We start from the raw sequence: 15915 nt of genomic DNA on the forward strand, positions 1-15915 counted from the left end.
TTGTAGGCAACAAAAGCAGTTGATACGTATGATCTTGCTGTTGGTAATGTTCCATTTGGTCGATACGGAGTTAATGATCCGAAATTTAACCGTCTGAACCTTTCTATCCATAATTATTTCTTCGTAAAGGCTCTGGACGAAGTACGACCTGGTGGTTTGGTCTGCTTCTTAACCTCCCGGTACACGATGGATTCGAAGGATTCGAAGGTAAGAAAGTATCTTGCGGAGCGGGCTAATCTTGTGTCTGCCATTCGATTCCCACAGGATGCTTTCCAGCAGACAGCAAATGCGGAAGTCGTTTCTGATCTTTTGATTTTTCAGAAGAAAGACCGACCGGAAGTTTTATCGGAGTATCCGAATTGGGTCAGCCTTGGACTTACCGAGGATGATCTTCCGATCAATGAGTATTTTCTCGATCACCCGGATCATGTATTTGGCACTCTTTCTACAAAATCTGGTCCTTTCGGACCAGATTTGGCTGTATTGCCAGGTGAAAAATCATTGGGAGAGCTGTTTTCCAATATTACGGTACCTCATGTATATGCTCCCTCAGTACGCCCTGTTGTCATTGAGGATACGGAGCATCCTGGTGCTGTACCTGCTGATCCGTCTTTACGGGATTATAGCTATGGTATTATCGATGGAAAGCTCTACTATCGCGAGGGGGATACTATGTATCCTCCCGCTGTCGGGGCTACTCCGGAAAAACGGATTCGCTCTATGATTGATCTGGCATCGAAGATGCACAAGGTGATTGATCTGCAAATGGAGGATGCCGAAGATCAAGAGGTTGAAGCAGCTCAGAAGGAACTGAATTCGGCATATGATACGTTTGTGAAATCGTATGATCGGATAAACAGTACGGCAAACGGACGTGCTTTTTCCCAGGATTCGGATTATTTCTTGATTTGTGGCCTGGAGAATCTGGATGCCAAAGGAAACTTCGTTTCCAAGGCAGATATTTTTTCTAAGCGTACCATCAGTCCAACTAAGGCTGCTGTCCATTGTGAAACTGCGGAAGATGCTATGGTCGAATCCTTCCGAAGCCTAGGTCACATAGATCTTTCCTTTATGAATGATCTGCTTGGTTGGGGAGAGAACGGAAAAGATAAGATTGTGAAAGACCTTTCTGGTGTGATTTACCGGAATCCGTCTTTTGACAGTTCGGATTGGTATGATGGTTGGGAATCTTCGGATCAGTATCTTTCCGGGAATGTCAGAACGAAGTTGGAAGATGCGGAAAAAGCAGCAGAATCTGATCCGAGATATACGGGAAATGTAGAAGCTTTGAAGGCCGTACAACCGGAGCCGATTGAAGCATCGGAAATCTCCATTCGTCTGGGTGCAACATGGATTAAGAAGTCCTACTATAAGGACTTCATGGATGAATTATTCGACCTGCATGGTTGGCAGAGAAGAGATCATGAGATTCTTTTTGAACCAATGACAGGACGATGGAGTATTACGGAGAAAAATCATTTTAGTTACGACAACGTCGCAGTCTATGAGACCTACGGCACACAAAGGAAGAATGCCGGCTATATCCTGGAAGATTGCCTTAATCTTTCCGCTACGGTTGTATACGATACCGATGGGCATGGAAACCGTTGGAAGAATGAGAAGGAAACGCAGCTTGCTCAGATGAAGCAGGAAGAAATGAAGAGAGCCTTTGCGGATTGGATTCTGAAAGATCCGGATCGGAGAAAGGATTTGACCGATACCTATAATCGGCTGTTCAATAGTACCAGAGAACGGACTTTTGATGGATCGTATCTGAAAGATCATCTTCCCGGCATCAATCGTTCCATTCAGCTACGTCCGCATCAGCTCGCTGCCGTATCAAGAACGCTTCTTTCCGGGAATACACTACTAGCTCATGCAGTTGGTGCAGGAAAGACGTTCGAAATGATCGCCTCCGCTATGGAAGCGAAACGGCTTGGGCTGTGCCATAAATCCATGTTTGTAGTTCCGAATCATTTGGTGGAGCAGTGGGGCAAGGATTTCCTGCTTCTCTATCCCGGAGCAAATATTCTTGTGGCCGATAAGAAAACATTTGCAAAGAACAATCGCAAGAAGTTCACGGCTCGGATTGCTGCGGGAGATTATGATGCTGTGATTATCGGTCACAGTCAGTTTGAAATGATACCGATGAGTAAGGAAGTACAGACGGAATACTTCAACCGTGAAATCGATTCGGCTATGGAAGCGATGGAACAGGCAAAATCGGATTATAGTGATGCTTCGCAGAGAAGATTCACTATTCAGCAGCTACAGATGTTTATTAAGTCGATGCAGACACGTTTGAATAAGATCCTTGATAAAGGCTCAAAGGATGATGTCATTAACTTTGAAAAGCTCGGCATCGACCGACTCTACGTGGATGAAGCTCACAATTATAAGAATCTGTATTTTTACTCGAAGCTCTCCAGAGTTCCGGGAGTGAATTCCGGTTCGGATACGGCAAAGACACTTGATCTGGCCATGAAGGTTTCGTATCTGAATCAACTAACAAATTATAAAGGAGTGATTTTTGCAACCGGCACTCCGGTTTCCAACTCGGTATCGGAGTGCTATACCATGATGAAATATCTGGAGCCACAGATTCTGGAGCAGAACGGATTCAACAATTTCGATGCCTGGGCAACGACATTCGGAGAAGTGACTACGGCGATGGAGCTTGCCCCGGAAGGAAACGGATTCCGCATGAAACAGCGTTTTGCCAAGTTTTACAATGTACCGGAGCTGATGAAAATCTTCCGTGAAGTATCGGATATCAAAGTATCCGAGGATTTGCAGCTGGATGTACCGGAAGCGGAGCGGGAAACGATTGTTGCAAAGCCAAGCCAGGACCAAAAACGATTGATGAAAGACCTGTCCGACCGGGCTAAGGCAATCCATCAGCATATCGTTGATTCTTCGGAAGATAATATGCTGAAAATCACGACAGACGGACGAAAGATCGGACTTGATCCAAGACTTTTCGATCCGAATTCTTTCGATGATCCGGAATCCAAGGTCAATCTGGCGGTTGATAAAATCTATTCCATTTGGACGGATACACAAAAAGATAAGCTCACTCAGATGGTATTCTGCGATTTTTCTGTTCCCGGAAAGGAGGGATTCAATGTTTATGACGATATGAAGAATAAGCTGATCGCAAAGGGTATTCCTGCGGAAGAGATTGCCTTTATTCATTCGGCAAACACCGATGCGAAAAAGGAACAGCTTTTTTCCCAGGTTCGTGCCGGGAATGTCAGAATTTTGTTTGGTTCAACGGCAAAGATGGGTGAAGGCACAAACTGCCAGGATCGGCTGATTGCTCTGCATCACCTGGATGCTCCCTGGAAGCCTTCGGATGTAGGACGGATTTTGCGGACATTCAAAATAAAAAAGAATGTGGAGGTAACAGACAATGGCAAAATCATTATTTGAGGAACTGGGCGGCAAATACGAAAGGCAGGGGATTATTTGATACCGTGCTTAACTGTACCCGCCGAAGAAGAACAGGCAATAGGCATCTGGGGGCAACGGCATTTAGATTATCTAAAACAGTACCGTAAAGTTACATACACCAATCTTCTTACAAGCGGCAGGCTAAACGCCTACCTTGCCGACATCAACAGACAGGCACAGGAACGCTTTGAAAGGCTCATAGAGGGTATGAAACAGGCACAGGGCATAACGGAACAGCTAAAGGCAGAAAACGCCTTAGAATGGACAGGATGCCTCAATAACATAAGGGCTTGTGCGAGGGAGATTGTGGAAAAGGAAATTATTTTTGCATAAACAGATGATTAGTGGCAGGGGGAAATCCTGCCGCTTTTTCTGCTTTAGTTTGTCAGCTTGACAAATAAAGGGTTAAGGAATATAATTAGATTCAGTATTGTACAAGGAGTTAATAAATATGCGGCAAGGTATTCTTAAATAAACTGTTAATTTGATAGTGGGAACAAAAAGTAGCAGTCCCCGTTTCACTTTTAATATGGGGCTTAGTTTTTTGTACCCAGTTTAAGAATACTTTTATCATGTAATTTTATATGCCCGAAAACATATAAGTGTTTTGGGGCTATTGGAGTTATTTACCCAGTGATAGGAGTATTTATCACTGGGTATTTTTATGCCCTTTTTTGGGTGTTGATAGGAGGAAAATCACATGAAAATAATTAACTTAGGCATTCTGGGTCACGTTGACGCAGGAAAGACAACATTAACGGAAAGTTTATTGTATACCAGTGGTGCAATTGCAGAACTAGGGAGCGTAGATGAAGGCACAACAAGGACAGATACAATGAATTTGGAGCGTCAAAGGGGAATCACTATCCAGACAGCAGTGACATCTTTTCAGTGGGAGGATGTAAAAGTCAACATTATAGATACGCCAGGCCATATGGATTTTTTGGCGGAAGTATACCGTTCTTTATCCGTATTAGACGGAGCAGTATTATTAGTTTCTGCAAAGGATGGCATACAGGCACAGACCCGTATACTGTTTCATGCACTACAGAAAATGAAGATTCCGACAATTTTTTTCATCAATAAAATTGACCAAGAGGGGATTGATTTGCCAATGGTATATCGGGAAATGAAAGCAAAGCTTTCTTCGGAAATTATAGTGAAGCAAAAGGTTGGGCAGCATCCCCATATAAATGTAACGGACAATGACGATATGGAACAGTGGGATGCGGTAATTATGGGAAACGATGAACTATTAGAGAAATATATGTCAGGGAAACCGTTTAAAATGTCAGAACTGGAACAGGAAGAAAACAGGAGATTCCAAAACGGAACGTTATTTCCCGTTTATCACGGAAGCGCTAAAAACAATCTGGGGATTCGGCAGCTTATAGAAGTAATTGCCAGTAAATTTTATTCATCAACGCCTGAAGGTCAATCTGAACTATGCGGGCAGGTTTTTAAGATTGAATATTCAGAGAAAAGGCGGCGTTTTGTTTATGTGCGTATATATAGCGGAACATTGCATTTGAGGGATGTTATTAGAATATCTGAAAAAGAGAAAATAAAAATCACAGAGATGTATGTTCCGACAAACGGTGAATTATATTCATCCGATACAGCCTGCTCTGGTGATATTGTAATTTTACCAAATGATGTTTTGCAGCTAAACAGTATTTTGGGGAACGAAATACTGTTGCCGCAGAGAAAATTTATTGAAAATCCTCTCCCTATGCTCCAAACAACGATTGCAGTAAAGAAATCTGAACAGCGGGAAATATTGCTTGGGGCACTTACAGAAATTTCAGATTGCGACCCTCTTTTAAAATATTATGTGGATCCTACAACGCATGAGATTATACTTTCTTTTTTGGGGAATGTGCAGATGGAAGTCATTTGTGCCATCCTTAAGGAAAAATATCATGTGGAGGCAGAAATAAAAGAGCCTACTGTTATATATATGGAAAGACCGCTTAGAAAAGCAGAATATACCATCCACATAGAAGTCCCGCCAAATCCTTTCTGGGCTTCTGTCGGGTTGTCCATAGAGCCGCTCCCTATTGGAAGCGGAGTGCAGTATGAAAGCAGAGTTTCACTTGGATATTTAAATCAATCGTTCCAAAATGCGGTTAAGGAGGGGGTTCTTTATGGCTGCGAGCAGGGGCTGTATGGATGGAAAGTGACAGACTGTAAAATCTGTTTTGAATATGGATTGTATTATAGTCCTGTAAGTACCCCCGCAGACTTTCGGCTGCTTTCCCCTATCGTATTGGAGCAGGCTTTAAAAAAAGCAGGGACAGAACTATTAGAGCCATATCTCCACTTTGAAATTTATGCACCGCAGGAATATCTCTCACGGGCGTATCATGATGCTCCAAGGTATTGTGCAGATATTGTAAGTACTCAGATAAAGAATGACGAGGTCATTCTGAAAGGAGAAATCCCTGCTAGATGTATTCAAGAATACAGGAACGATTTAACTTATTTCACAAATGGGCAGGGAGTCTGCTTGACAGAGTTAAAAGGATACCAGCCAGCTATTGGTAAATTTATTTGCCAACCCCGCCGCCCGAATAGCCGTATAGATAAGGTTCGGCATATGTTCAACAAGTTAGCTTAACAGCTTGCAAAAGTCATATAAAATGAGATTTGAAAGGATTAGAGACTAATTATGATGAAATGCGAATGGATATTGTGTCCTGTTTGTGGGAGCAAAACCCGTAATAAAATTAGGAAGGACACTGTTTTGGAGAATTATCCCCTTTATTGTCCAAAATGCAGACAAGAAAGATTGATTAAAGTTGACAACTTGAAGATAACTGTCATCAAAGAGCCAGACGCTTAAGACGCAGAGCCGATGAAATTGTGGAACAATTCACGAATCATCGGCTCTTTTTGTTTCGTATTTGAAAGAACAAACTCACCAAATAAAAAAAACGATATTCGGGTGGGTTATTTTGTTATACCCTAAATTACCCTCTGAATTTGTTTTTAAATTTGGAGGGATTTTTTTATGTCCTTTTTTCGGGCAGTTATCTATCTGCTCATACGAAGCAAAATTTATCAATACATAGCATATCAGAGAACGGCAGGAAACCAGTTAAAAAAATTTCTGCCAGTGCAACGGTACTTCTCACCTTGAAAGTAGAAGTACAATCTCCATACAATAGAATTACTATTTCCTATAACCGTAAAGGTCACAGAGCCTTTGCGGTTTTTCTTTTGTCGATTTTTGTTGGAAAGTGCCGTAGGGCTGTTTCTGATATGCGGTGTCGTTCTCCGCCTCTCCATCTGGATTTTTTACATTTCAAAAATTCAGATGGGAGGTATTTATGGTGAAATATGCACCAAGAAAGGTATATATCAGAGAAAGTGGCGGCTATGTGGAATTATCCTACACGGAGTTCTGCCGTTGCAGGGAATCCGACCAGACCTATATGGACAAGCTGTTTATCCCCATTCAAGGCTGTCTGCTTGAAGTCGTGAGGGAGCAATACACAGACTTCTACCGTGACAAGGAACGGTGGCGTTATCTGCAAAAATTAGATACAAAGAATAGACTGCTATCTCTCGACGGATTTACGGACAGCGAGGGGAATCCTCTGGACTTTATCACTGATGAAGCGGTGGACATTGCAGAAACCGTTGTCAATGCGGTCATGGTGGACAGGCTGAAAGCCGCCCTGCCTTTGCTGTCGGATAGTGAACAGGAGCTGATACAGGCAATCTTTTTTGACGGACTTTCCGAGCGTGAAGTCGGGGCGAGGTTGGGCATAACCCAGAGCGTTGTAAACAAACGCAAAGCCAGAATCCTAATAAAACTAAGAAAGATAATAGAAAATTAAAATTTAAGGCGTTCAGCCCCCTTGTTTTTTCCTTTGGGAAGATGAGGGGGCTTTTCTCTGCCCTCTCAATCAATTCTGATTGGAGGAAGTAAGAATGGCATACAACCACGGACGGGAGGACAGGAAATGGCGTATCTGGAAAGAAGCGGAGGAAAAGCTGCTGCGTGAGTGCGGCGTTGATGAAGCGACCATTGAGCAGATACGCATGGCGGACAGGGCAGACTTCAATTCCAACAGGCGGTTTTACCGATGGACGAATGACGTTGCGGAATATCTTGAGGACATGGCAGGCAGGGAGCGGCAGGCGGAAGTGGGTACGGTTGCGGAGTTACTGGAAGAGATTGAGAGCGAAAATCTCTATCAAGTATTAGTCACGGTGGACGGGCGTACCTTGAAAATCGTCCTGCTGAAAATGCAGGGGTATTCCACAAAGGAGATTGCCCCGCTTGTGCATTTGACGACTGGTGCCATCTATGCGAGGTTAGACCATCTGCGGAAGAAGCTGCGGAAAATTTTATAGCTTCTAAAACAGCCTGCCATCCTGCGGGCTACTGGGTGAGGGATGGAAATCCCCTCACTCATTTTTTGCAGGAGGACAACAGGATGGCATACAGGGTTAAGGCATACACGCTTCGGGAGGAATCCACGGAAAGCGGCACAAGGTATTTTATCAGCTTTAAGGACGGGCAGGGCAAATCCCACGAGTTGGAAGTGTCGGAACAGTTCTTTATGGAGTTTCGGCAGATGGAGCGCAGGAACAGGAATCTTTTCTAATGGGACGAGCGGCACAGGGAGTTTAACGAGGTATGGGACGAAACCCTTTACAGACGGGCGTTGCGTGTGCCTAAGAGCCTTGATGAACGCATGGTTAAGGAAGAACGGAATGAAACGCTCTATAAGGCGGTTGGGAGCCTTCCAGAGATACAAAGGCGGCGTTTCCTGCTCTACTACGAGTATGAGTTCAATTTTTACCAAATCGCCGCTATGGAGCATTGCACCGCTTCGGCAATACAGAAATCTGTTGCGATTGCAAAGGAGAAAGTAAAGGCGGAAATTGAAGAAATATCTCCAACCGTGACCGACACCGCCCGAAAAAGAAATCTGTTTTTTATTTGTGTGGGATTGGCGGCATTACATACTCTCACTTTTTTCCGTGGGAGTAAATCTATTTTTAAGGAGGTCAACGCCTATGTGCAACGAAAACAAAGACACCGCCCGAAAGGAGGAAAGCCATGCAGAAGTTACAGACAGTCAACGCCGAAACGCTCCTTTATGAACCGCTTGAGAAACCATCCTTTGTGGTGGACAGCCTTATCCCGACAGGCTTATCGCTGTTCTGCGGCTCACAGAAGATAGGCAAAAGCTGGCTCATGCTGAAGCTATGCTTATGCGTGTCGCAGGGAATCCCTTTATGGGATATGCCGACAATGGAGGGCGCTCTGCCTTGAGGACACGTTCTGCCGCATACAGGACAGGTTATTTCGTTTGACGGACGAAGCAAGCGGGCGGCTCCACTTTGCCGTGGCAAGCTGCAAGCTGTCAGACGGTCTTATCGTGCAGCTTGAAGATTATCTGAAAGATTACCCAGACAGCAGGCTCATTGTCATTGATACCTTGCAGAAAGTCCGTACAGCTTCAAAAGACAATGCCTATGCAAGCGACTATGGGGACATCTCCCTCATCAAAGACTTTGCCGACAGGCACTCTCTGGCGGTCATTGTCGTACACCACATCCGAAAGCAGAATGACAGCGACGTGTTCAACAAGGTGTCTGGGACGACAGGATTAACGGGGAGTGCGGACGCTACCTTTGTTCTGGAAAAGGAGAAACGTGCGTCTGACACCGCCAAGCTGTATGTGACGGGCAGGGACACGCCTTATCAGGAATACACGCTGCGTTTCCGTGATTGCCGTTGGGAGCTTGTGGAGCGGAAAACGAAGGAGCAGCTTGCGAAAGAAACGATACCAGATGTCCTTTTTCGGTTGGTGGATTTTATGAGGGATAAGGAAGAATGGATAGGCACGGCAACGGAACTGTTAGCCGCTATGGGGGAAACGGAAACCATACCCACGGTGATTACGAAATGGCTGAATGAATACCGCACCACATTTTTAAGCGAGAACCGTATCTGCTACCAGTACAGCCGCAGGAAAGACGGCAGGCGGATTGCCCTTGCAAGGAGGGCGGGTGACAGCGGTGATGGTGGTGACAGCGATATTAGGATACCCCCCTGTTACTGTCATTGACGCTTAAAGCCATGTAAAGCTGGCGGCTCTGCCCTGCGGGTGACAGCAGTGACGGTGGTGACAGTGATTTTAGGATACCCTGCCGCTGTCATCCCTACGGGAGAACACCCCGTAAACGCAAAATGCAGGCGTGAGATTTACTCGCCCTTTTCGGTCGTGTAAAACCACCCCTGCGGTCAGAAAAATCATTCCGATTTTTCCGACTGCGTTTACAGGGTGTAACACACTACACTTTGCCCTGCAAAGTCGTGTGCCAGACGTTCCCTCTGGACTCCCTTAAGGCAGGGCTGTGCCCTGCTATCCTACGCCTTACGGCTTCGGATAAAAGAATGGCGGCATGACGGTGACGGCTCTTGCGAGGGGGGTATCCCAAAAACACCGTCATCATCGACATGACCGTCATGCAGGGGGTGAGGGTGACAGTTGCGGCAGTCGGCAGGGGGTATCCCAAAACTGCTGTCACCACCGTCACCGCTGTCACCCCAAAGGACGGTCACCCGCCGAAAGAAAGGAGGAATCCGCCTATGCCTTATGCAATCCTGCGTTTCCAGAAACGAAACATACTAATCTAGTGTTGGATGATTACTCGACGGAGTAGTCGTTCAACACTTTTTCTTTTACTATGTAAAGTGGAGATGAAGCCAATGCCGTGACTGCTTTGGACACATGATGTCGTAAACAAAACTGGCAGCTTCACCATTCAATTGTGAATCTCGTCTAAGTATGTTGGCTGTTAAAGTCCTGTTGAGAAAATTAGATCTGATTGGATTAGATGGAGGCAGCTCATCTCCAAGTAAAGCGGAGGTTTATTCTTATGGATTTATTGAAAACTGTTTTTGGTATTGATGTTAGCAGCCGGAAGTCTAACGTATGCATTATGGTCAATGGCCAAAAAGTTGATGACTATGCCATCTCCAACGATATGGTAGGCTTCAATCAGTTGCTAGATGACCTTAAGCAGGTTACTAAACCGCAGATTATCTTTGAAGCAACTGGTGTCTATTCCAGAAGACTCCAGGCGTTTTTGGACATGCACGAATTGCGCTATGTCATGATGAACCCGCTGGAAGCCAAAAGAAAGACAAAGGATGACCTGCACCAGAACAAGACCGATAAGCTTGATGCCTTGTACCTTGCCAAGCTGCAGTCTGAGCACCCGCAACGGCTGGCCTACGTTCAAAGCAAAGAATATCAAGAATTGATGGCCAATAACCGCATCTATGAGCAGGCTTCGCACGATCTGATAACCAACAGGAATAGACTGCACAAAGCCATTCAGCTCACTTTCCCAGAGATTGAGCACTTAATGGTTAACCCGAGAGGGAAAAACTACTGGAGTATTGTTCTCAGATTCCCACACCCTGATATCGTATTAGAAACAAAAGAAGCCGATATCATCGACTTCTTAAAAGGCTTATCTGGTATTGGTAAAAAGCGCGCTAACGACATAATGCAAAGTCTTATTCGTTTGGCTAAAGTCGCATGCCCAGCTGTCAAAAAGGACAGTGCACATATTCGTGGCCTCGAAATGGCCATTAACAATATTCTGAGCGCTGAAGAGGCGTGCCAGACAGCTTTAAAGGAGATGACCAAGCTCGCTCCCAAGCGGGATCTGGAGATCCTCACAAGCATTCCAGGCATCGGCGAAAATACCGCTCTAAGAATCATTAGTGAGCTTGGGGATATCAGACGTTTTAACAACCCTAGCCAATTAAATGCCTTCGTTGGCGTTGACCCTCAAGTTTATGAATCTGGCAACCTCACGGCCCACCTGTCAATTTCAAAGCGTGGGACAGCTATCGGCAGAAAGGTGCTGTACTTGGCAATCAACCAAATTCAGTCGGCTAAGAAAGCGGGAAACCCTTCTCATATTGCGGATTATTACGAGAAACGAAAACGGTCTTCTGAGACTGCAAGTCACAAGAAGGCCGCTATCGCATCGATCCATAAATTATTACGGACGATCTTCGCTTTAATTAAGAATGATCAATTATATAGCTATGACGTAGCCAAACATAACCAAAGACTTTTGTCATAAAAATTGATCCAATAGATATTATAACAGCCTCTTTTTTGAAATTACAGAAGGTGGCTGTATTTATCATGCCCTAAATCAGATATTTAACTCGATTCTCCGGGAGCCATTTCCCGATTAGGCCTGTATTTCAAAATAAAATTGCTTAAAATCGTTGATAACACTTGACTTAGAGTAGAAAGAAATTAGTAGATTAAAAAATGTTGTCAATGGAATATTTGGTTTTACTCACGTTCAGTCTTAATTGATTGACGTGAGTTTTTTTGTGCTTATTTTTACCGTATAGCCACTTAAAATTACACTAACCAGTGTAAAAACGTCTTTAAAACTAAAATATAGCTTTGATATTTGAATAAAATAAAAAAACGTATTGCTAAAACATAGTTAGAAATCTTAAAAATGTTAAACATGTAAATTGATTATATTATTTAATTCTTGAAATTATAGGAACGGGCAAACGTATTTTTTAGGGTCTCTTTATTTGTAGATAAGCTACTGAAATCATTGATATTATAATGTTTTGATTTTTGTTTCAGGGTCTCTCTTAGGGTCTCTTTAATATCTTTTTGTACCTTTTAGTATCAAAATGATAAAAATAAAAAAGCCATAAACTCAACGTTTATAGCCTTTAAACCGTGTATATATCACTGTAAGTTGGGTATACTGGATTCGAACCAGTACATTAAGGATTCAGAGTCCTCTGCCTTACCAATTTGGCTAATACCCAATAAACCTGACCTTCTTATCTTATTAAACTTTAAAATGAATGTCAAGAACCAATAAAGTGATTTTAAAATAAAATTTTTCTTTAAAAAATCCCATGATTCGGTATAATAAGTTCAAAAGATGAAAAGGGGATTGAAAGATGCATAAGGTTCTGATTGTGATGCATGATCACGCCCATGATGATTACTATCGAATGAACAAGGTTGAGTTTGAAGCTCTTCCGGCCGTTGGACAGTATCTTTATAATACTGACGGTTTAGTTTATCAGGTTGAAGAAGTTACGAATTTTGCCGGTTACGTATCAAGTAAAGGCGCAGTGGCACTCGTTGTTATTCATCAAGTTGAAAAAGAATTGCCGGTTAACAATTTATATGGATTAAATATTGAAGAAGATTTGGATGATTAAAAAGCGCAGCTGCGAGATGATCGCAGTTGCGCTTTTATTTCTTACTATTCAAATGACAATTCAACTAGGTAAGCCTTCTCCTTTAACAAGTGAGCAGTTGTTGCCCAAACTTCATCAAAATTTGGACGCGGCTTACCGGTTGCCTCCCAATAATCAGCAAATAAATTGGGATGGGATTTAATAAATTCATTCGGGAGACGGTTGACCATCAATTTATTTGATGGGAAGTAAAAATCGGCGTGCTCAACAGAAGTTGTATCCGGAATAAAGACCTGAACAACGTTTTTATACGGCGATTTGATTGCGATTATTAATTCGGGATGTGTTTCAATTTTTTTAAGCACATCGTAAATTGGTTCAAATTCAAACTCAATCAACGTGAAACCTTCTCTCAATGATATATTTCCATTTTAACAGGAAAATTCAAAAAAGGTAATTAAGTTTATTCATAAAAACGTTTTTAATCGGTATAATTAACAGTAGATCATGTGAGAGGAGAGTTTAGATGGCAACGGTTCATTTTTATCTGGTCCGTCATGGACAAACAAAATTAAATCGCGCTGCACGGTTACAGGGTATTACCGACTCTCCTTTAACGGCAAAGGGGATCCGGATGGCTAAACGTTTGGGATACGAATTGCGCAAGCTGGAATTTCGGGTAGTTTACACCAGTGATTTGAAACGGACCCAGGCAACCGCTAAATATATTTTAGAGGAAAATCAACGCAAGATTCCTCCAATTTATCGTGATCCGGATTTGCGTGAAATGAGTTTCGGTCAGTTTGAAGAAGCCAAGAACATGAAATTGATTCCGCAAGCGTTGCGGACCCTTGGGTTGAAGAAAATCATTCGGGCTTTCTTGAACGAGGAGCATGTTAGCGAATTGATTCGGCTGTTTCGGACGATGGACGGAACGGAAGAGATTGAAAATGCAGCGCAGTTAAATACCCGATTTCGTAGAGCGTTGCGCATGATTGGCGATGAATACCAAGACCGCGAATGCAATATTTTGATTGTTACTCATGGGTTGATTTTATCAAATTTCATTGAAAGTCTTTACGGTGAAGTGCCGTTATTTTTGGTTGATAATTCGCGGGCAAGTTTAGTTGATTATCAAAACGGCGAATTCAAAATCAGATATGTAAATCAGTTGAGACAGGAGGATCCAGATGAAGGCAGACGCAGTTAAGGCGCGAATGATGCAGATGGTTGATGAACAGATCGCTCCCGGAGTGTCCTACGCTCATTTGCACGATGGGCAAGTGGAAACGATGGTCTATGGCAAAGCAGCCCTGGTCCCGCAAGTTCAACCGCTGCGGTGGGGAATGTTGTACGATATGGCCTCATTAACTAAAGTTGTTGGAACAACAACGATGATTTTGAAAATGATCGAGCAGGAAATGCTTGCTCTTGATGATCGGGTTGCAGATCATATTCCGCTTTTTAACGATCAGCGGGTAACGATACGGCATTTATTAACGCATACATCCGCAATTTCAGGATACATTCCGCACCGCAACCAATTACCGCCGGACAAGTTACTTGCCGCCCTTGATTCGCTTTCGGTGGGCGATTGGTTTGATCAAAAAGTCGTGTATACTGATGTCGGCTTGATCATGCTTGGACAAACAATTGAGAAATTTTACCAAGCACCGGTTCAAACGGTAATCCAAAATGAAGTTTTGATTCCGCTTGGATTAACTGAAAGTACCTTTGATCCGGTCAAGGAAAATTGTGTTCCCACGGAAATGACGGCTGATCGGGGGTTGATCCAAGGCGAAGTCCATGATCCCAAGGCCTTTATTTTGAAGGAGCATTGTGGTTCCGCCGGCCTTTTTATGCCGCTTAATGACTTGATCAAGTTTGCGCAGTGGATCTTAGGAATTACAGATAATGATCTTTTACAACGTTCAACGATTGATTCCCTTTTCAAAGATTGGACAACGCATCATTTAGGGAGATCGCTTGGATGGGATCTCCGTATTTCGCCGGATCAAACGCCGTGGATCTATCATACGGGATATACCGGGACGTACATTTTACTAAGCAAGGCGCGGCAAGAAGGACTGATCGTCTTGACGAACCGGGTTCATCCAACCGCGGATAACCAGGCATTTCTTGACTTCCGGGATCAATTAGTTGCGGATTTTATTGAATAGATAGCGTTTACATTTAACGCTCTTCTTGATAGAATTAAGGTAAATCTGATCAGTGAAGAAGGAATTATGAATGGCAGAACCAATGTTTTTGAAACCATATTTTCAGGAAAAAATGTGGGGCGGCGATAAGTTAGCAACAGAATTTGGCTATCAAATTCCAAGTGACCATACCGGGGAATGCTGGGCGATCTCTGCTCATCCGCATGGGCCCGCAACGGTCGAAAACGGTAAATATAAGGGAATGACCCTTAACCAAGTCTGGAAAGACCACCGGGAAGTTTTCGGGAATGCTCAAGGGGATGTTTTCCCGTTACTGACAAAAATTTTAGATGCTAAAATTGATTTATCAGTGCAGGTTCACCCAGATGATGCGTATGCTGAAGAACACGAACATGAATTGGGCAAGACGGAATGCTGGTACGTGATCGAAGCTGACGAAGGCGCAATGATGTACTATGGGCATAATGCTCAAAGCCGTGAAGAATTTGCGGAAATGATTCAAAAAGGCGAATGGGATAAGTTATTGCGGAAAATTCCGGTTCATGCCGGTGATTTCTTGTACGTTCCAAGCGGGACCGTTCACGCGGTCGGCAAGGGCATTATGGTGCTTGAAACCCAACAAAGCTCCGACACTACATACCGGATGTATGATTTTGACCGAGTGGATGCTTCAACCGGCAAAAAACGTGATTTGCACATTCAACAATCAATTGATTGCGCAATGATTCCGCACAAGGATCCAAAATTGAATCAAAAGCACTATCAAGTTGGTGATGTAGCGGTGACTCAATTCGTTTCAACTGAATTTTTTGCAGTTTATGAATGGAAGGTTAACGGCGGTCAAGGAACGTTTAATCGGGGAACAGCCCCGTATACCTTGGTTTCGGTTCTTGACGGTGAAGGCCAGATCGAAGTTGACGGCAAAGTATATGATTTGAAGAAGGGCATGCACTTTATTTTACCGTATGACGTTAAAGAATGGACAGTTCGCGGGAAGATGCAGATTATTGCATCAGAACCGGGTGAAAAAGCATAGTTAATATA

General features: G+C 43.5%; 15 protein-coding genes, 1 tRNA gene and 1 pseudogene. 15 read left to right on the forward strand and 2 right to left on the reverse strand.

Features of this window, described 5'->3' with window-relative positions; translation table 11 throughout:
• Window positions 1-186 precede the first annotated feature (186 nt).
• The 11 genes and pseudogenes from FC33_RS05755 to FC33_RS05795 all read left to right on the forward strand — a co-directional run bounded on the left by FC33_RS05755 (window position 187) and on the right by FC33_RS05795 (window position 11583).
• Window positions 187-3432: an SNF2-related protein gene (locus FC33_RS05755; RefSeq protein WP_057827664.1), complete on the forward strand. Its 3246-nt coding sequence runs from the start codon at window positions 187-189 to the stop codon at window positions 3430-3432.
• A pseudogene (locus tag FC33_RS05760) lies at window positions 3413-3786 on the forward strand (TnpV protein). Before FC33_RS05755 ends, FC33_RS05760 begins: the two are co-directional and overlap by 20 nt.
• 367 nt (window positions 3787-4153) lie before the next feature.
• On the forward strand, window positions 4154-6073 hold the full coding sequence (gene tet(O), locus FC33_RS05765; protein ID WP_057827665.1) for a tetracycline resistance ribosomal protection protein Tet(O): 1920 nt from the start codon (window positions 4154-4156) through the stop codon (window positions 6071-6073).
• Between the two features lie 54 nt (window positions 6074-6127).
• Window positions 6128-6298, forward strand: coding sequence for a cysteine-rich KTR domain-containing protein (locus FC33_RS08205; RefSeq protein ID WP_004614788.1), 171 nt, complete (start codon window positions 6128-6130; stop codon window positions 6296-6298).
• 487 nt (window positions 6299-6785) lie between these two features.
• Window positions 6786-7298 (forward strand): sigma-70 family RNA polymerase sigma factor, encoded by a 513-nt coding sequence (locus FC33_RS05770; protein ID WP_000241709.1) that lies wholly within the window; start codon window positions 6786-6788, stop codon window positions 7296-7298.
• A 94-nt stretch (window positions 7299-7392) separates the two neighbouring features.
• Window positions 7393-7818, forward strand: a complete 426-nt coding sequence (locus tag FC33_RS05775) for an RNA polymerase sigma factor (RefSeq protein WP_000323895.1) — start codon at window positions 7393-7395, stop codon at window positions 7816-7818.
• An 83-nt stretch (window positions 7819-7901) separates the two neighbouring features.
• Entirely contained in the window at window positions 7902-8072 is a 171-nt protein-coding gene (locus FC33_RS08595) for a hypothetical protein (protein WP_000331638.1), read from the forward strand.
• A 90-nt stretch (window positions 8073-8162) separates the two neighbouring features.
• Window positions 8163-8654, forward strand: a complete 492-nt coding sequence (locus FC33_RS08600) for an RNA polymerase sigma factor (RefSeq protein ID WP_235803900.1) — start codon at window positions 8163-8165, stop codon at window positions 8652-8654.
• A complete protein-coding gene (locus tag FC33_RS08605; RefSeq protein WP_268888913.1) occupies window positions 8597-8746 on the forward strand; it encodes an AAA family ATPase in 150 nt (49 codons plus the stop codon). The genes FC33_RS08600 and FC33_RS08605 overlap by 58 nt, the downstream gene beginning before the upstream one ends.
• Before the next feature lie 37 nt (window positions 8747-8783).
• Entirely contained in the window at window positions 8784-9545 is a 762-nt protein-coding gene (locus FC33_RS05785; protein ID WP_268888914.1) for an AAA family ATPase, read from the forward strand.
• Between the two features lie 814 nt (window positions 9546-10359).
• Entirely contained in the window at window positions 10360-11583 is a 1224-nt protein-coding gene (locus FC33_RS05795; RefSeq protein WP_004897277.1) for an IS110 family RNA-guided transposase, read from the forward strand.
• Between the two features lie 651 nt (window positions 11584-12234).
• Here FC33_RS05795 and FC33_RS05800 read toward each other — a convergent pair.
• Window positions 12235-12307 (reverse strand) — tRNA-Gln (locus tag FC33_RS05800).
• Between the two features lie 138 nt (window positions 12308-12445).
• Between FC33_RS05800 and FC33_RS05805 the strand changes: the two genes are divergently transcribed.
• Window positions 12446-12712, forward strand: coding sequence for a hypothetical protein (locus tag FC33_RS05805; protein ID WP_057827666.1), 267 nt, complete (start codon window positions 12446-12448; stop codon window positions 12710-12712).
• Between the two features lie 44 nt (window positions 12713-12756).
• Here FC33_RS05805 and FC33_RS05810 read toward each other — a convergent pair whose 3' ends face one another.
• A complete protein-coding gene (locus tag FC33_RS05810; RefSeq protein WP_057827667.1) occupies window positions 12757-13089 on the reverse strand; it encodes a hypothetical protein in 333 nt (110 codons plus the stop codon).
• 128 nt (window positions 13090-13217) lie between these two features.
• Here FC33_RS05810 and FC33_RS05815 point away from each other — a divergent pair, with 128 nt between their 5' ends.
• From FC33_RS05815 to manA, 3 genes are all read left to right on the forward strand, one after another.
• The gene (locus tag FC33_RS05815; RefSeq protein WP_057827668.1) at window positions 13218-13901 is read left to right on the forward strand and encodes a histidine phosphatase family protein; all 684 of its coding nucleotides are present in this window, start codon (window positions 13218-13220) and stop codon (window positions 13899-13901) included.
• Window positions 13882-14871 (forward strand): serine hydrolase domain-containing protein, encoded by a 990-nt coding sequence (locus tag FC33_RS05820; RefSeq protein WP_057827669.1) that lies wholly within the window; start codon window positions 13882-13884, stop codon window positions 14869-14871. Before FC33_RS05815 ends, FC33_RS05820 begins: the two co-directional genes overlap by 20 nt.
• A 70-nt stretch (window positions 14872-14941) precedes the next feature.
• Window positions 14942-15907 (forward strand): mannose-6-phosphate isomerase, class I, encoded by a 966-nt coding sequence (gene manA / locus FC33_RS05825; protein WP_057827670.1) that lies wholly within the window; start codon window positions 14942-14944, stop codon window positions 15905-15907.
• The last annotated feature ends 8 nt before the right edge of the window (window positions 15908-15915 follow it).

This window comes from Ligilactobacillus aviarius subsp. aviarius DSM 20655, from assembly GCF_001436315.1.
Classification (GTDB): domain Bacteria; phylum Bacillota; class Bacilli; order Lactobacillales; family Lactobacillaceae; genus Ligilactobacillus; species Ligilactobacillus aviarius.

Excerpts from the sequence above, each read along its gene's own strand:
- FC33_RS05795 (WP_004897277.1), top strand. The coding sequence starts at position 10,360 with ATGGATTTATTGAAAACTGTTTTTGGTATTGATGTTAGCAGCCGGAAG.
- FC33_RS05775 (WP_000323895.1), top strand. The coding sequence starts at position 7,393 with ATGGCATACAACCACGGACGGGAGGACAGGAAATGGCGTATCTGGAAA.
- FC33_RS08205 (WP_004614788.1), top strand. The coding sequence starts at position 6,128 with ATGAAATGCGAATGGATATTGTGTCCTGTTTGTGGGAGCAAAACCCGT.
- FC33_RS08595 (WP_000331638.1), top strand. The coding sequence starts at position 7,902 with ATGGCATACAGGGTTAAGGCATACACGCTTCGGGAGGAATCCACGGAA.
- manA (WP_057827670.1), top strand. The coding sequence starts at position 14,942 with ATGGCAGAACCAATGTTTTTGAAACCATATTTTCAGGAAAAAATGTGG.
- FC33_RS05805 (WP_057827666.1), top strand. The coding sequence starts at position 12,446 with ATGCATAAGGTTCTGATTGTGATGCATGATCACGCCCATGATGATTAC.
- FC33_RS05820 (WP_057827669.1), top strand. The coding sequence starts at position 13,882 with ATGAAGGCAGACGCAGTTAAGGCGCGAATGATGCAGATGGTTGATGAA.
- FC33_RS05815 (WP_057827668.1), top strand. The coding sequence starts at position 13,218 with ATGGCAACGGTTCATTTTTATCTGGTCCGTCATGGACAAACAAAATTA.
- FC33_RS05755 (WP_057827664.1), top strand. The coding sequence starts at position 187 with ATGGATTCGAAGGATTCGAAGGTAAGAAAGTATCTTGCGGAGCGGGCT.
- FC33_RS05770 (WP_000241709.1), top strand. The coding sequence starts at position 6,786 with ATGGTGAAATATGCACCAAGAAAGGTATATATCAGAGAAAGTGGCGGC.
- FC33_RS08600 (WP_235803900.1), top strand. The coding sequence starts at position 8,163 with ATGGTTAAGGAAGAACGGAATGAAACGCTCTATAAGGCGGTTGGGAGC.